This is a genomic window from Secundilactobacillus angelensis (assembly GCF_012641075.1).
GTDB classification, from domain to species: Bacteria; Bacillota; Bacilli; order Lactobacillales; family Lactobacillaceae; genus Secundilactobacillus; species Secundilactobacillus angelensis.
In genome coordinates this window covers 1-14,485 of the sequence record NZ_JAAXLJ010000001.1, presented here as the reverse complement: position 1 = coordinate 14,485, position 14,485 = coordinate 1, and the positions used below count along the sequence as shown (strand labels likewise).

The 14,485-nt window shown below is 41.8% G+C and carries 13 protein-coding genes and 1 tRNA gene; 3 read left to right on the top strand and 11 right to left on the bottom strand.

What is annotated here, in order from left to right; all coding sequences use genetic code 11:
* Nucleotides 1-82 precede the first annotated feature (82 nt).
* Both HC026_RS00070 and HC026_RS00065 read right to left on the bottom strand, forming a co-directional pair.
* Entirely contained in the window at nucleotides 83-841 is a 759-nt protein-coding gene (locus HC026_RS00070; RefSeq protein ID WP_168923938.1) for an SDR family NAD(P)-dependent oxidoreductase, read from the bottom strand.
* 23 nt (nucleotides 842-864) lie between these two features.
* A complete protein-coding gene (locus tag HC026_RS00065) occupies nucleotides 865-1,449 on the bottom strand; it encodes a hypothetical protein (protein WP_168923937.1) in 585 nt (194 codons plus the stop codon).
* A 172-nt stretch (nucleotides 1,450-1,621) separates the two neighbouring features.
* On the opposite strand from HC026_RS00065, the gene HC026_RS00060 reads away from it, so the two are divergent.
* Nucleotides 1,622-2,107, top strand: coding sequence for a MarR family winged helix-turn-helix transcriptional regulator (locus HC026_RS00060; protein WP_168923936.1), 486 nt, complete (start codon nucleotides 1,622-1,624; stop codon nucleotides 2,105-2,107).
* Nucleotides 2,108-2,312: 205 nt separating this feature from the next.
* On the opposite strand, the gene HC026_RS00055 is transcribed toward HC026_RS00060, so the two are convergent.
* On the bottom strand, nucleotides 2,313-2,579 hold the full coding sequence (locus tag HC026_RS00055; RefSeq protein ID WP_168923935.1) for an MmcQ/YjbR family DNA-binding protein: 267 nt from the start codon (nucleotides 2,577-2,579) through the stop codon (nucleotides 2,313-2,315).
* 216 nt (nucleotides 2,580-2,795) lie between these two features.
* On the opposite strand from HC026_RS00055, the gene HC026_RS00050 reads away from it, so the two are divergent.
* Nucleotides 2,796-3,965 (top strand): DUF2075 domain-containing protein, encoded by a 1,170-nt coding sequence (locus tag HC026_RS00050; protein ID WP_168924088.1) that lies wholly within the window; start codon nucleotides 2,796-2,798, stop codon nucleotides 3,963-3,965.
* A gap of 89 nt (nucleotides 3,966-4,054) precedes the next feature.
* Here the strand turns inward: HC026_RS00050 and HC026_RS00045 are convergent, their stop codons facing one another.
* The 8 genes from HC026_RS00045 to yycF form a co-directional block, all read right to left on the bottom strand.
* Nucleotides 4,055-5,617: a hypothetical protein gene (locus tag HC026_RS00045; protein ID WP_168923934.1), complete on the bottom strand. Its 1,563-nt coding sequence runs from the start codon at nucleotides 5,615-5,617 to the stop codon at nucleotides 4,055-4,057.
* A 117-nt stretch (nucleotides 5,618-5,734) separates the two neighbouring features.
* Complete coding sequence (rlmH, locus tag HC026_RS00040) at nucleotides 5,735-6,214, bottom strand: 23S rRNA (pseudouridine(1915)-N(3))-methyltransferase RlmH (RefSeq protein WP_168923933.1); 480 nt, start codon at nucleotides 6,212-6,214, stop codon at nucleotides 5,735-5,737.
* A 501-nt stretch (nucleotides 6,215-6,715) separates the two neighbouring features.
* The gene (locus HC026_RS00035) at nucleotides 6,716-7,978 is read right to left on the bottom strand and encodes a S1C family serine protease (protein WP_168923932.1); all 1,263 of its coding nucleotides are present in this window, start codon (nucleotides 7,976-7,978) and stop codon (nucleotides 6,716-6,718) included.
* Nucleotides 7,979-8,179: 201 nt separating this feature from the next.
* Nucleotides 8,180-8,989, bottom strand: coding sequence for an MBL fold metallo-hydrolase (locus tag HC026_RS00030; protein WP_168923931.1), 810 nt, complete (start codon nucleotides 8,987-8,989; stop codon nucleotides 8,180-8,182).
* Between the two features lie 163 nt (nucleotides 8,990-9,152).
* Nucleotides 9,153-9,983: a two-component system regulatory protein YycI gene (locus tag HC026_RS00025; RefSeq protein WP_168923930.1), complete on the bottom strand. Its 831-nt coding sequence runs from the start codon at nucleotides 9,981-9,983 to the stop codon at nucleotides 9,153-9,155.
* A gap of 16 nt (nucleotides 9,984-9,999) precedes the next feature.
* Nucleotides 10,000-11,298: a YycH family regulatory protein gene (locus HC026_RS00020; RefSeq protein WP_168923929.1), complete on the bottom strand. Its 1,299-nt coding sequence runs from the start codon at nucleotides 11,296-11,298 to the stop codon at nucleotides 10,000-10,002.
* On the bottom strand, nucleotides 11,288-13,102 hold the full coding sequence (gene walK, locus HC026_RS00015) for a cell wall metabolism sensor histidine kinase WalK (protein ID WP_211089349.1): 1,815 nt from the start codon (nucleotides 13,100-13,102) through the stop codon (nucleotides 11,288-11,290). The genes HC026_RS00020 and walK overlap by 11 nt, the downstream gene beginning before the upstream one ends.
* Before the next feature lie 98 nt (nucleotides 13,103-13,200).
* Nucleotides 13,201-13,923 (bottom strand): response regulator YycF, encoded by a 723-nt coding sequence (gene yycF, locus HC026_RS00010; RefSeq protein WP_089109825.1) that lies wholly within the window; start codon nucleotides 13,921-13,923, stop codon nucleotides 13,201-13,203.
* Nucleotides 13,924-14,326: 403 nt separating this feature from the next.
* Here yycF and HC026_RS00005 point away from each other — a divergent pair.
* A tRNA-Lys gene (locus HC026_RS00005) sits at nucleotides 14,327-14,399 on the top strand.
* The last annotated feature ends 86 nt before the right edge of the window (nucleotides 14,400-14,485 follow it).

Here is a 14,485-nt window from a genome sequence, read left to right as displayed (position 1 = left end):
CAGCTATGAAATTCATAGCTGAAACGTCTTTGTGATTTCTTTAGAGAAAGTCATGACTTACCCGAACAATTTTTAAACCCAATTACCACGGTAAAGTCCCTGCATTTTCCGTAAATGTCCCTGTCGTAGTATCATCCATCGGCAAACTAGCCATCTTAATGATTTGTGCAGCACCGATAGCAACATCCTGCATTCCTGTTGGTACAGGTGCATCCTCTGGCCGGCCGCCAAAACCAGTAGCGGTCCAGCCTGGATTAACTGAATTAACCGTAATACCTTCATCTGCTAACTCCTTGCTGAAGATAATCGTAGCAAAGTTAACTGAGGCCTTCGATGACTGGTATCCCAGTGAATTAACCTTGTAGAACCGGGAATTAGGATCGCTGGCTAAGCCCATGGAGCCCATGTTGCTGGAAACGTTAATAATCTTAGCTGGGCGACCAGCCTTTAATAGCGGAACCATCGCTTGGGTCACATCGATCAGGCCAAAATAGTTCACGTCAAAGTCCTGACGAATAGTGTCCGTACTGAGTTCTGAAGCAGGCTGGTGGTGGTCCATTGCGATTCCCGCATTATTGATCAGGATACTAAGATAACCGTACTCAGCCTTAATTTTAGCCGCTGCAGCCTTGATCTGTGCCTTATCAGTAACGTCTAACTGAATGAAATCAGCTTTAATTCCTCCATCCTTAAGCTGTTTAACAGCTTTTTCGCCACGTTCTTGGTTACGGGCACCAATTAAAACGTGCTGACCCCTTTTACCGAGTTCTTGGGCGGTAGCAAAACCGATACCTTTATCAGCACCGCTAATCAGTGTCAAAGTTGTTTTTTCTTCTGCCATAATGATTCTCCTTCTATAATTAATTAATCGTTTTCGTGAAGCCAATTTTCTGCTTTTTGATAGAGTCCATCTTCATCGACTTTTCGGTCAGTACCCATGAGGTCTTGACTGATCTTGCCACCGGCTTTTATGCGGCCATAGGCTAAGAACCGATAGCTGCGGCGTAACTTAGCAATGTCGTCCGGATTAACCTTGAGGTCTTGACCTGGGATTGCCGGTTGCATTTTATCGGCTTCATCGATTGAAGTTAAGTTAACAATTTTCCATTCATTGTTCTGCTTCTCAACGCGGTAGATCAAGCGCATATAGGATTCAATAACCGCTTCAACGTCATTGATCATCTGCCGGTGATTGGTAGTTGATGAAAGTTCAACGTAGGCCCGGTTCCCGTTTTGGTGTACGATAGGTGTGCCAAAACGCCCCACGATGGGTAATGAATTGGCAAAATCTGCCGGCTGTTTCCCTAAAAAGGTTGAAACCGGCCCGCTTTGCCAGCTAGTCGTAACAGTAGCATCTGGAAAATAACAATTGGCAGCTTCCTTAACGTGTCGACCACGATACATCCGTTCCTTCAATACAAGTTGACTAATTGCTTCAAAATCGTTCATGATTACCCACGTTCCTTTCAATCAAACATTAACTTCACTATCATTAAATTTAAAATATCAAGTAGTCTATAATTGACAAGAATCTACTTTATACTTACAATTGATAATTGTCAATTGTTTATAATCAGTTTACTATTTATTAATTTTAAAACCTCACTAAGGAAGTAATGAAATGGCAGCTAACACTAATAATGCATTAGAACTCGAACAGCTATTTACCGATTTGACTCAAGCTATCACTCAAAATCGAACGTTAGACGAATTTGGACTCACACGGCTCCAAGCCATTACCTTAAAGAATGTCTATACCCGAATTGGCATCAGTATGAGTCAACTGGCTGATACTACGGGCATTTCGCGTGCGCAACTCACTCGCCTGATAACCACGTTAGAAAAACGCGACTTGGTCGAACGCCGTCACAACGAAGATAACCGCCGGGTGGTTAACGTGTACGGCACTGAGCATGGTAAAACCGTGATCCACGAACACAGTCAGCTGATTGCTAACCGCATCCAATCGCATACCCAAAACTTATCAGCAACCGAACAAACTGCTCTGACCCATCACTTGCGAGAAGCAATTCGGCTAATGATCAAAGCGGGAATCATTACCCCAGATGATCAATCACCACTGAATCAAATTCGTAAAGGTAAGTAATCTAAATAGCGTTAGAGGAAAATTTTCCTCTAACGCTATTTTTGACACTAATGTCAGTTAACATCTCATAAATTATTGGGAATCAACAATCGAAAATGTTTCACATGAAACATTTTCAAATTAATTTGTGAAAAGGCGCCTCTTCCAACAAGCGCTAGCCTATTAGAAGAGACGTCTGTTTTACTTAAAAATCTAAATAACGTCATCACACCGTTGCATTATAACTACCCTCGATCAAATCAGCCAGTTCGTCCACACTATTAAACTCATCTAACCGGGCACTGATCCAGTGTACTTTGGACATATGATACCCTGGCAAGAATCCTGGCTGAACCTGTAAAATGGAGTTCAACTCTGAATCAACCTTTAAATCAACAACATCGATTTCATCCGTACCCGACAGGCCTAATTTATTGGCTGGAACGTTCATGACTAAGCCGAACCACTTGCCATTAGGATACCGAATGGCCACGTAGCCTGGAAGTATTTAAAGGGTTTATCAACTTCTGAATTGTATTCATTTTTACAGTCTCAAGGTCAATTATAGCTAATCCATCACCCTAGAGAAATCCCCAAAATACCAACTGGAATTACCTCAAGATTAAGCAGTATAATGTTAGGGCAATTGTTTTTCATAAAATGAAACCATAATATTTAACCAACTAGGAGTTTTCTAATGACCAAACCAATGAACAAAGTTTTAAAAGCACAATTTTTTGTGGATGACCTATCCGATGATCAAAAAAACGTGATTACTAATATTAACGATTATATCAAACAAGGGCTCACCGGCAAGACATCTTCAGTTGCCATCATCGAAGGTGCTGCGGGTACGGGTAAATCAGTTGTCCTAATGGAATTAGTGCGTCAGTATATGACGGATAAGCGCTACAAAACCTCGCTGGTAGTCAACCATCCCGAGCTCTATAAAGCCTACCGAGAAATGGGTTCGGCTATTCCTAACATGAACGTTAACACCATCCGCCGCCCCACCTCTTTAATCAACTATGCGCAAAAGAATCACGAAAAATACGACATTATTTTTGTGGACGAAGCGCACTTACTCTATTCCAAATCAGAACCCTACGCCCATTACCGCGGTCAAAACCAACTAACTGATTTAATGAATCTAGCTAAAGTAGTTGTCGTTGTGTACGACTTCGATCAGGTCTTCCAATCAAAAATGTACTGGGACAAGAAGCTACTCTTTAAAACTATCGGCAACCACCCTTACAAACAGTTCGACATGAACTTCCAGTACCGAATGGTAGCTAGTGACGAACAAGTTAAATGGATGAATGATTTAACCGAAAAAAAACCAATCAAACCATTCCCAGATAACAGCGATTTCGAATTCAAAGTATTCGACAAAGCTGGTGAGATGTTTGAAAAGATTAAGGCACAAAACAAGAAATATGGCATGAGCCGAATGGTCGCTACATCAGGTTTTCCACGGATCGATGGCCGGCATAACGTTGAAATGGATACCTTTAACCTGCCATGGGACGAATGGGATCCGCAACGCACACCATGGGCTAAGCGTGAAGGCTCCATTACCCAAGTTGGAACTATTTATACCTTACAAGGCTTTGATTTAAACTACGTCGGCATGGTGATTGGACCATCATTTGGTTATGACAAAGAAACCGACACAATGACTGTCATTCCAGAAAAATACTCCCACAAGGAAGTGTTTAAGAAGCGGAAAGACATGAAGTTCAGCCGTGATGAGTATAAGGCTTTTATCGCCAATGTTTTGAACGTGTTGATCAAGCGCGGAAAGTACGGTTTGTATCTGACGGCTTATGATGATGCTTTGCGGGCACGGTTGTTAGAATTGAATGAAACGGAAAAATAAATTTGCTCCACAAACTAAACTACCTGCAGAATAGAAAACAGACCAAGATAATACTTTTCTCGGTCTGTTTTTAAATCCACCAATAAAATTTATCGTCGCCTATTTTTCAATAGTTTACGTGCCTGTTTCATAGAAATCACCTTACCACCTGTCACTTTGGTTGGTGCTTGATTTTTGACAACTGTTTTCCCCAGGATTGCAGCAGCTAACTGTTGAGCCTTTTTAGCGCTAATAATGTCAGCCTCACCTAATACCCTGGCCAGCTCTGCCAACATATTAGCCTGTCTGATACCACGATTATCTTCCTTTGAATATTTATGAAGCCAATCACCAAATTCATACCATGCTGCAGCTGTCCACTCACTTGGCTTTTGAAGATTTTGAGCATACATCACATCAACAAATTCGCACACGAGACCAACCGTTGTTGCTGCATCCATTTTATTTTCCAATGCAGCATCTTTCTTGGTCAGCCACAACCGTAGACCAAACTGAACAGCTTTTTGATGGACCTCAATCGCTGTCTTTTTACGCCATTTATGACCATCAAGTTCAGGTAGGTGATCATTCTTCAAAAATTGCTGCTGTGAATCTGGGTCATAAAGCTGAGCAACTTCAGCAAGTTGCTGGGGATTATCCAACATAGCCAAAAAGTCATCACCATCTAATGGGTCATCGTCTTCATCCAAGTACTCGTTAAACTTATCGTCATACAACGCATCAACGCCACCCCGTGCATTTAAATCTTTAATAAATTTATCGACTGCCGGGCGATCATTAATATCAATCCCTTGGCGCCGCATCTCTAACGCAATGGTCTTAGATGGTCCAAAGTTGGTTTCATCTTGAGCAAAATCTATCATATCAGGTTCAATAGCAGCCATGTAGCGTTGATAATTGGCGGCCTTTTTATCATTTAACCACCCACGCTTCACAATATAATCCAGAAACTCACTAACTTCAGGCACTAAATTCTGATAATCGTCATCAGAAAGGTCAACATTGCCGACAAGATAGGTGCACATCACATCTCGTAACGCTTTTTTAGTCCAAGTTTTCGGTGTTTTGCGATGGTAATCATAGATTTTTTCAGCTAAAGTTGTCACAACGAGTTCCAATATATCTTGGTCTACTTGATGTTGTTTTCGCTGCCACTCTGGGCTTTCAAAATACGCCTCTAGCCACTGTGCCACATAATTATTGATATCACGTGCTACATATTCACGCCATTCTGGTAATCCAGGTTTATTAAAAACAGGTTCACTACCTAGTGGAGGCACATTCGCCTCGGGTACTAACAAATCCAAATTTTCCTCTTCAAATCGAAACAAAAGTTCACTCATCTCATCAGCGGTTAATTGCAATTTCCCCTGTGCCGCTAAATACTCAAAAAAATAACGATTAGCATCATAAATTAAAGACGCTAAAAGCTCACCATCTGGATCCTGATCTGCATAACTCATCATTAATAACTGACTAAAGACATCATAAATTTGCTGACCAGTCCATTTACTGCTGTCACTGCCATGTTCTTCAATCAGTACCTGATAAAAACCTTCGATACTGTCAATAACTACTGATTTCGGATACATCTCTAATTCCGTAAAATCATCGGTTTTGGTGAAATCATTTATTAATGTACCAATATTCATCTGTGTTCCTCCACGGTTATTTGCCAGTAATCAATACAGCCAATTTATTTCTCTTAGTTTAGCATAGGCTGCATTCAATTAATTGCAGATTTTAGATGCCAAAATGACCACAGCAATTCACTTATGATACGGACTCCCCTCATTAATCATAAACGCCCGGTAAATCTGTTCTGTGAGTACCAGCCGCATCAACTGGTGTGGCAGCGTAAACCGCCCAAACGAAATCTGGGTGTCCGCACGCTTCAATACTTCTGGCGCCAGTCCTAATGATCCACCGATCACAAAGGTAATATCCGAATGGCCGTAAGTAGTCAGGTCCTTGATTTCTTTAGCAAATTCTTCCGATGAGCGCTCTTTCCCTAAAATGGCCAGCGCATAAACGTATTCCCGGTCTTTAATCTTAGAAAGAATCCGTTCACCTTCTTTTTGCATCACCTGATCCATCTCAGAATCACTCAAACTTTCCGGCGCTTTTTCGTCGGGAACTTCCACAATTTCAAATTTGCAAAATCGCGACAGCCGTTTTGCGTATTCTGCAATGCCCTGCTTAAAATATTTTTCCTTTAATTTACCCACTACCACCAGTTTAATGTTCATAACTGCTCTCCTCATTTTAAGTTGTCCACAAAGTTATCCACAAGCTAAATCACCGTTTTTGCTTGCCCTTGTGGACAGTACATCACTTGCTAAAAATGAATATTCATTTTCAATGCATACTGCTCTCTAGCTCCTATTGTACCAATGTAAATGCCGTCACATCAACGTTTTATTAAAAAATAATTAACCCCGTTTTAGAGTTATCCACAGTCTGTTAATAGTTTTAGTGACACGCCTGGAGAAAATGAGTAATCACGGCTTTTATACCGAATTAAAGGTTATCCACAAAGTTATCCACAATTTCCTGTGGATTACTCACACTTCCGAATTTTCTACAGCAATAACGCTTTCGTTATTCGACTACGCCCTCGTTGCATGCCTACTAAACTGTATTTATCCTAGTCTAACTAACTCGAACATTCGTCTTTTTCAGGATAATTGAAAAGGCTGAAACCTGATCAATCGGGTTTCAGCCTTTTCTTCACATACATTCTTTTCTGATTATTGATTCAACTGTGACGTGGTTTCAGTCAATTTTACTTTGGTTGTCTTCTGATTACCATTGTGATAGTACGTCACAGTGACTGTATCATTGACTTTGTACTTGTACAACAGGTCTCTCAAGGTTGAATTAGTACTGATTTTCTTGCCATCTAAGGCAGTAATGACATCGTATTTACCGATTCCTGCACGGCCTGCTGGTGTTGAAGAACTTGGTTTTGCCATAACGACAACCCCGTTTTCAACACTGGATGGCAACTTCAGAATTGACTTTTGTTGCGTCTTTGAAATTTCTGAAAGATCCACATACTTGATTCCCAGTGCTGGTCGAACAATCTTACCGTTCTTGATCAGTTGATTGATAACCGAAACGACTTCGTTACTTGGGATAGCAAAGCCCATTCCTTCAACACTGGTTCCTGAATTGTCGCTAGCAAGTTTCATGGAATTGATCCCGACAACTTGGCCGGCAAGGTTAATCAGCGGACCACCCGAATTCCCTGGGTTGATAGCTGCATCCGTTTGAATAACGGTTGCGTTACCGGTTTGCTGGTTAGTCGTTTCATCCGTCGTAGCGACCGTCCGCTTCTTGGCTGAAATAATCCCTTCAGTCAATGAAGTAGCGTACTGCGAACCCAGCGGTGAACCAATAGCAAGTGCAGTTTCGCCGACCTTGATATTATCTGAATTGGCAAAGCTAGCCACTTTAGAAACATCAGCACTGTTAACTTTCAATACCGCTAAATCAGTCACGGCATCCTTACCAACCAGTTTGGCATCGATTTTCTTGCCATTACTCAAAATCACTTCAAGAGCGTTAGATCCAGAAACAACGTGGTTATTAGTGACGATATAAGCCGCGTTACCCGCCTTCTTGTAAATCACACCTGAACCCTCTGAACTAGTTTGTAAACTGCCACTAGAAGATGAGCTGCTGCTAGAACCTCCACCGCCTAAAATACCATTTAAAGTGCTAGACGACTGGTTTTGTTTCTGTAAATTAATCACGGAAACCACTGAATTCTTCACGTTTGAGAAGGCTTTAGACGCTTGCGAGCTAACGTTGACCTTCATGTTACTAGTGGTTGCAGTGCCTGATTTATTGGATCCCGTTGGAACCGACGTGGTATCACGATTACTGATGTAATTAGCACCACCATAGGCAATACCTCCACCAAGTAAACCGGCCACAAGTGCCGTTACGGCAACTTTGATAAGCAGGCTACGATTATTATTTGATCCTGGTTGTTGTTGATTATCCATACTTCCGCGCGAATCGCGCTTCCCTCCTTGTATGTCATCACAATTTAGGCAAAGTGATGAACCCGTTATTTAGGTCTTGATAGAACCCCTAAACTTGCTCAACCTACTTACTTATGAACCTATTTTACAGATGAGATGTGAAAAATGTTTGAAGCTTTATCCGAAAAAAGTATAAGCTTTTTCTAAGAAAAACTTAAGTGTTTAAAGAGTGATTAACCCACTGGCCTTTTCTGGGTCGGTATCTAAAATCTTAAAGTCATGGTTAACTCCGAAATCATGGTCCTCCATGATTGAAGCAACGGTCAAATGGGCCAACGACTTCATGTTATTTTCCTGGCTCAAATGACCAAGAAAAATCCGCTTCGTGTGATTCCCTAAAACGTCCATCATCACATCAGCGCCGTCTTCATTACTTAAATGCCCGGTATCGCTGAGAATCCGTTGCTTCAAAGGCCACGAATAACTGCCCATCCGTAACATTTCCACGTCATGGTTGCATTCCATAAGATAAGCATCGGCGTCTTTAATAACACCCTCTACATGCTCTGAAACGTAGCCTGTGTCTGTGAGTACCACAAAGCTCTTTCCGCCGCTGTGAACAGCATAAAATTGAGGTTCAGCAGCATCGTGAGAAACTGTGAAACTCTCAACATCTAAATCACCCATGCTGAGGACGGAATCTGGTGCAATAATATTTTTTTGTTCCGTTGGGATATTCCCGATTTTACTAGCCATAGCATCCCAAGTGCCCTGGTTAGCATAAACATCCATACCATAACGCCGAGCTAAGACTCCCACACCCTTGCGATGATCTGAGTGCTCATGCGTTACGAAAAGTGAATCAACGTCGCTTAAATCACGGCCGATGGATTGCATGAGATTTTCGATTTTTTTACCACTTAAACCGGCATCAATTAGAATCTTGTGATCAGCCGTTTCGATGTACGTACAGTTACCCGTACTGCCACTGGCTAGAACACTCACCTTTAAGCCATCATTTTGCTCTTGCATAAACCGACCAACTTCCCTTTATTTAAATACAAAAACCCTGCCAACATGGTCATTGGTAGGGTCGTGAATAATCTTACTTACTCACTTCTCAATGATTGTTCGTCGTTACTATTACAACGCATTTCACGTCGAAACGCAATCATTAAATACTGCTTATAAGTGATTATGTGAGTGTAAATATTTCTGAATTAGCATTGCTATTTTGATTATTTTCACCGGTTTTGATGACTTCACCGTTATAAGCGTTCACCCGTTTTAAAATAACTGATGAAGAGCTATTGATCTTAACGGCAAATACCCAAGTTGGTAAAAAGACGTACTGTCCCCGAGCGGTTAAGAGACGGGTATAAGCCATGTGGGCCCATGAAATCTTGGCGCCGTTTGGAATTTCATTATACTGGTATAACCAGGTTAACGCCCGTTCCTCGCTAATCGTCTCAGAGGCTTCCTTCAAAGTCTTAATGCCTTGTAAGTAATTTTGACTATACCCAATGACTCGACGCCGACTGTCTAAGTCAAAACGAATCTGACCAAAATGGGAATATACCGGCTGATCTTCCACCTGCTGCACGTAAATAATTTCACTACTGCTAGAAAGTTGCTTACTATAGCGATAATCCTTACCTTCAGCAATGATCCCTGGATTGGCCACAACCTTATTTAACGTTTGCTTAACCGACCCGTTAGTGACTTTAAGGGGTTGTTTAAACTGACTGACCAATTCGGCACCATTAAAACGAAGATTCTGCTGTTGCAAGTCAGGAGCGGCTTGCCGCAACGCCTCGCCGTTATTTCCTGAGAAATAATAGCCTTCTTGTTTTGTGGTAGTCGGCTTGCTATACGAAATTTGATCCTTACGCATTTCTTCCAAGATGTTATTACTTCCCGTAGCAGTAGAATCACCAACGCTACTGCGGTTATAAGCTAGAAACAACATAATATCCATCGCAATAAAGATCGCTAAAAAAATGAATTGAATTCGCTTAAAATTCACTTCCGGCTACCCCCTTTCACTGTTGGCCAACTAGAGACCGATAATTTTGCCATTGATTACCAATTTCAACATACCAAGTTGGTGATAGATTAACTGCGTTGGACAGTGACTTATCCCGGCTCCATTCGTAGCCAAGCTGAACATCTTGAATTTTACTCTCTTTAATGCCAGCGTTCTTCAATTGTTTCAACAGGTCATTAGTCGACATAATCGTTGCCGAGCTCTGTACTGGTGGAAGTGGCACCTGCAAACTATCCAGAGAGAACTTCATGCGGTATGAAGACTGGTCTAGTACCTTCATTTGGATGGCACCAAAATCACTTTGATCAAAGACTGGTAGTCCACCGACGTAAGTCCGAAAGACAGCTGTATCACTGCCTGAATCATATGAGTAAAAGCGCACGTTATTCAATGGTATCCCCACCATAACGAGCTGTTCATAGACGTGATTCATTGTTTGCAGAAAGCTGCTGCCCTTAACTTGTGAATTATAGTCGGTAAAGTTCACCGTATCCGTCTTCTTATCAACGGACATATGCCGGAAACCGTGGTCATCGTAGTCGGTACTGTTAGCGTGCCGTTTGATTTGTACATTGCTATTCGAATTAGTTGTCATGACTCGATTAGCGTAGTAGTCTGCCGTTTGTTGCGTCAATTGGTAACTGTAAGTATTCAATTTAACACTCTTAGACGAACTCAACATGATTTTACCGTGAAATAATTTGAAAGAAACGGGATGTTTCACCATTGTATTGGTGGAACTATTTTTCAGCTTACTTGCTTTATAGTTCTTTAGCGTGACTCGCACAACCCGATAGCCGTGATCATTTAACAGATAAAGGTGGTTGGGATCGTTAAACATGATCTGCAACCGATTAAACTTCTGATTAGGAATCTTGATCTGATTATTAAACGCCTTTTGAAAGAAATCGACGGAAATAGCGGAATTATAGCTCATTAAGATAGTGCCTTTTCGCTTTAATTGGGCAAGATACTTCTTAGAATTACCTTGCGTGGTTGTCTCCGCCTTTTCAGCGGTAAAATGACTCATCCGATCACGTAAATCGGTCGCCACGTTAACCCGACTGTTAGTCAGTAACGCCTGCTTTCCGGAATTACTGGTGGAAACAAGCTGTGAAGGCAAATAGATATCTTGAAAAGTCGTATTGGTACTATTATCCGAATTCTTGGTAACTTTTGTGCGATTGCTGATGTTCGAGTGAGCTGGATTAGTCCACATCATACCTGAAAGGCCAAGACTGATTAGTATTGCAACCGTTAGACTGCCTGGCAGCCACAAATTTCTAAGCTTCATCCCAGAGATCATCCCCCTCATCGTAAGGTTCGTATGGCAGTGAAATATAGAAAGTCGACCCGTGACCTTCACGACTCTCTACCCAAATCTTGCCACCCAATGACTGGATAACCTCTTTGGAAATCGCCAGACCCAGGCCAGTACCACCCTGTGCACGAGAACGGGCTTTATCAACCCGATAAAATCGATCGAACACGTGAGGAATATCTGCTCGGGGAATACCAAGTCCTTGATCAGCAACGCTTAAGATCACGTTATTATTTGTTTCAATCAAACGACAAGTGATGACACCACCATCCGGCGAGTACTTAATCGCATTATTCATAATATTATCAATCACTTGTGTGAAGCGGTCCGTATCAATTTCGACCCAAAGATCGCGCTTAGTAAACTCTCGCTTAATCGTGTAATGCTTATCAGATCGGTCTTTTTGCTCATCACTATCAATGATCATGTCAAACCGATTTAAAATATAGTTATACAACTCATTCAAATTAACCAGTTCCAAATTCAGCTTTTGCGTGCCTGAATCCATTCGAGACAGTGTCAACAAGTCATTGATCATTCGAATCATTCGATCCGTTTCCTCTTGCGTGACTTTCAGGAATTTCGGTGCAATCTTAGGATCTTTCCAAGCACCATCAGATAAAGCTTCAACGTAAGACCGGACACTAGTAAGCGGCGTCCGCAATTCGTGTGACACGTTTGATACGAATTGGCGACGATCTTTATCAATCTTTTGCTGTTCAGTAACGTCATGAAGCACACAGGCCAAACCACTAATAAACCCTGACTCACGTTGAATCAGTGAGAAATAGGCCTGTAAAATTAAGTCGTGATCCTCAGTAGAGAAGTCCAGCATGATTTCATCCGGGTCTTCTAACAAATCACGGAGGGTATACTGATTCCGGATGTTTAAAATATCCAAAATTGATTGCCCAATTGCCTGATTGGAATCAACATCCAAGAATTCCACGGCTGTTTCATTAATAATCGTGACATTTCCTCGCCGATCAGTCGCAATAACACCATCGGTCATATGCGCCAGAACAGAGTTCAGCCGTCTTCGCTCAGATTCAGTAGACTCTTGGGCTTCTTCCACACGAACAGAAAGGTTATTAACCGCACTGGCTAACTGACCCAACTCATCGTTTCCATATACTTGAACCTGTCCAGAGTAATCTCCTCTGGCGATTCGTTGTGTTTGTTCCTTCATTTCAGTAATTGGCACAGTAATTGCCCGGGAAATAACGATAGACAGTATTAACCCCATGACAATCGCAGTGATGGCAGCAACAAGGTATAAAGCTGTCACTTTGCTGATACTGTCATACACACTTTCCAAGCTAGCACGAATATACACAACTCCAACGGGCGTACTACTCCCGCTGCTTTGCTTGATCAGTGGTGTGACCTTAGTGTAATAGTATTGATTTGTCGACGCGTCAAACGTCGTAGTTTCACTGCCGGCACTGTTATTATAAATGACCTTTTTAACGGTGTCGTCAGTGGTTTTTTGACCAACAATCTGCTGATTGTTGGCCTCATTTGTCCCCCGAATGGTGCCCTTATTGTCGATGACGCGGATTTGCGCGTTCGCCGTGCTAGGAATATTGGCATCAGACAGAAGAATCCGAATCTGTCGGTTAGAAGCGTCTGTATTCGACCGTGAAAGTTGCGTGGTTAAGTTTGTACTGACGTAACGTTGCAGCGAAATTTGGCTTTTAAATTGCCGCAAGTTTTGCGTCTCAAGCTGCTGTACAAACACGGCTCCGACAATTTCCAATGTAATAATGAGCATCATCGCGAATACGAACGCGATTTTAAATTGTATCGAATGATACCATTTTAATTTTCGTTTCACGCTACCGTTTACCCCTTAAACGCCTTGCACGCGTAGAATTACGCCTGACCTGACTCGCTTTCTGTATTCCGTAAATAATACCCCACACCACGACGGGTAACTAACCAGGTTGGGTGACTGGGATTATCTTCAATTTTTTCACGAAGCCGACGTACGGTAACATCGACCGTTCGAACATCACCGAAATAATCGTAACCCCATACCGTCTGAAGTAAGTGCTCACGGGTCATAACTTGACCAATATGCTGGGCTAAGTAATGAAGTAACTCAAATTCACGGTGAGTGAGTTCAATGTTTTGGCCACGTTTCGTGACAGAATAGGCATCTGGATGAATAACCAAATCGCCAATTTCAATATCTTTATTTTCCTCTTCTTCGGGCTGAGCTGCGTTAACCGTATTTTGACGACGCAAATTAGCCTTCACTCGAGCAACCAATTCACGGTTGGAGAAAGGTTTAGTGACATAGTCATCAGCACCCAATTCCAAACCCAGAACCTTGTCTAGTTCAGAGTCTTTGGCCGTAACCATAATGATCGGCATATCGTGTTTCATCCGTACCTGACGGGCAACTTCCAGCCCATCAATCTTAGGTAACATTAAGTCCAGGATAATCAAATCTGGATTAACTTCTTCAACTTGTTTAAGTGCTTCTTCACCATCATGGGCGACGACCACTTCGTATCCTTCTTTAGTTAGGTTAAATTTTACAATATCAGTAATTGGTTTTTCATCATCGACAACGAGAATAACTTTTTTCATCTGAAATGTCCTCCTTCAGATAACGATTCGTTCAAGTATTAGTTTTAGTATTAGGTGCTTATCGGTCATTCCAACGCAGTAGCACGGGCCGCGCAGGAGCATTCAAGTAAGTGGTAGGTACATTTGGATCATACCTGCACAACTTTCATTATATCACAGTATTTTACATTACGCGAAAGGGGCAAAACTGTTGCGTGCCTTGCGTTTATCGCGTAAAAGTGAAAAAGATTGTATAGTACAATCGTTTTCTTAGCCACAGGCAGATTCTTGCAACTTATTCATTAAGTTAAATATTCTGCCATTTTTTTATAAAAAATAGTTGCCAAGTACTTTTTATCATGATATATTAGTAAACGTTGATTAAGACAGATACTTAATCACAAGGCTTTAAACAAGCCATTATGGGCAGTTAGCTCAGCTGGCAGAGCAACGGACTCTTAATCCGTGGGTCCAGGGTTCGATCCCCTGACTGCCCATCGAACAACACTAATCAGCTTCCATGCAGCGTTAAATCGCCGTGGTTGCTGGTTTTTTTCTTTTCTAGATTTTTATCAATACCCTT

Bases quoted from the DNA above. Each gene is read 5' to 3' on its own strand.
- HC026_RS00070 (WP_168923938.1), bottom strand. From the start codon at position 841: ATGGCAGAAGAAAAAACAACTTTGACACTGATTAGCGGTGCTGATAAA.
- HC026_RS00065 (WP_168923937.1), bottom strand. From the start codon at position 1,449: ATGAACGATTTTGAAGCAATTAGTCAACTTGTATTGAAGGAACGGATG.
- HC026_RS00060 (WP_168923936.1), top strand. From the start codon at position 1,622: ATGGCAGCTAACACTAATAATGCATTAGAACTCGAACAGCTATTTACC.
- HC026_RS00050 (WP_168924088.1), top strand. From the start codon at position 2,796: ATGAACAAAGTTTTAAAAGCACAATTTTTTGTGGATGACCTATCCGAT.
- HC026_RS00045 (WP_168923934.1), bottom strand. From the start codon at position 5,617: ATGAATATTGGTACATTAATAAATGATTTCACCAAAACCGATGATTTT.
- rlmH (WP_168923933.1), bottom strand. From the start codon at position 6,214: ATGAACATTAAACTGGTGGTAGTGGGTAAATTAAAGGAAAAATATTTT.
- HC026_RS00035 (WP_168923932.1), bottom strand. From the start codon at position 7,978: ATGGATAATCAACAACAACCAGGATCAAATAATAATCGTAGCCTGCTT.
- HC026_RS00030 (WP_168923931.1), bottom strand. From the start codon at position 8,989: ATGCAAGAGCAAAATGATGGCTTAAAGGTGAGTGTTCTAGCCAGTGGC.
- HC026_RS00020 (WP_168923929.1), bottom strand. From the start codon at position 11,298: ATGAAGCTTAGAAATTTGTGGCTGCCAGGCAGTCTAACGGTTGCAATA.
- walK (WP_211089349.1), bottom strand. From the start codon at position 13,102: ATGATGCTCATTATTACATTGGAAATTGTCGGAGCCGTGTTTGTACAG.
- yycF (WP_089109825.1), bottom strand. From the start codon at position 13,923: ATGAAAAAAGTTATTCTCGTTGTCGATGATGAAAAACCAATTACTGAT.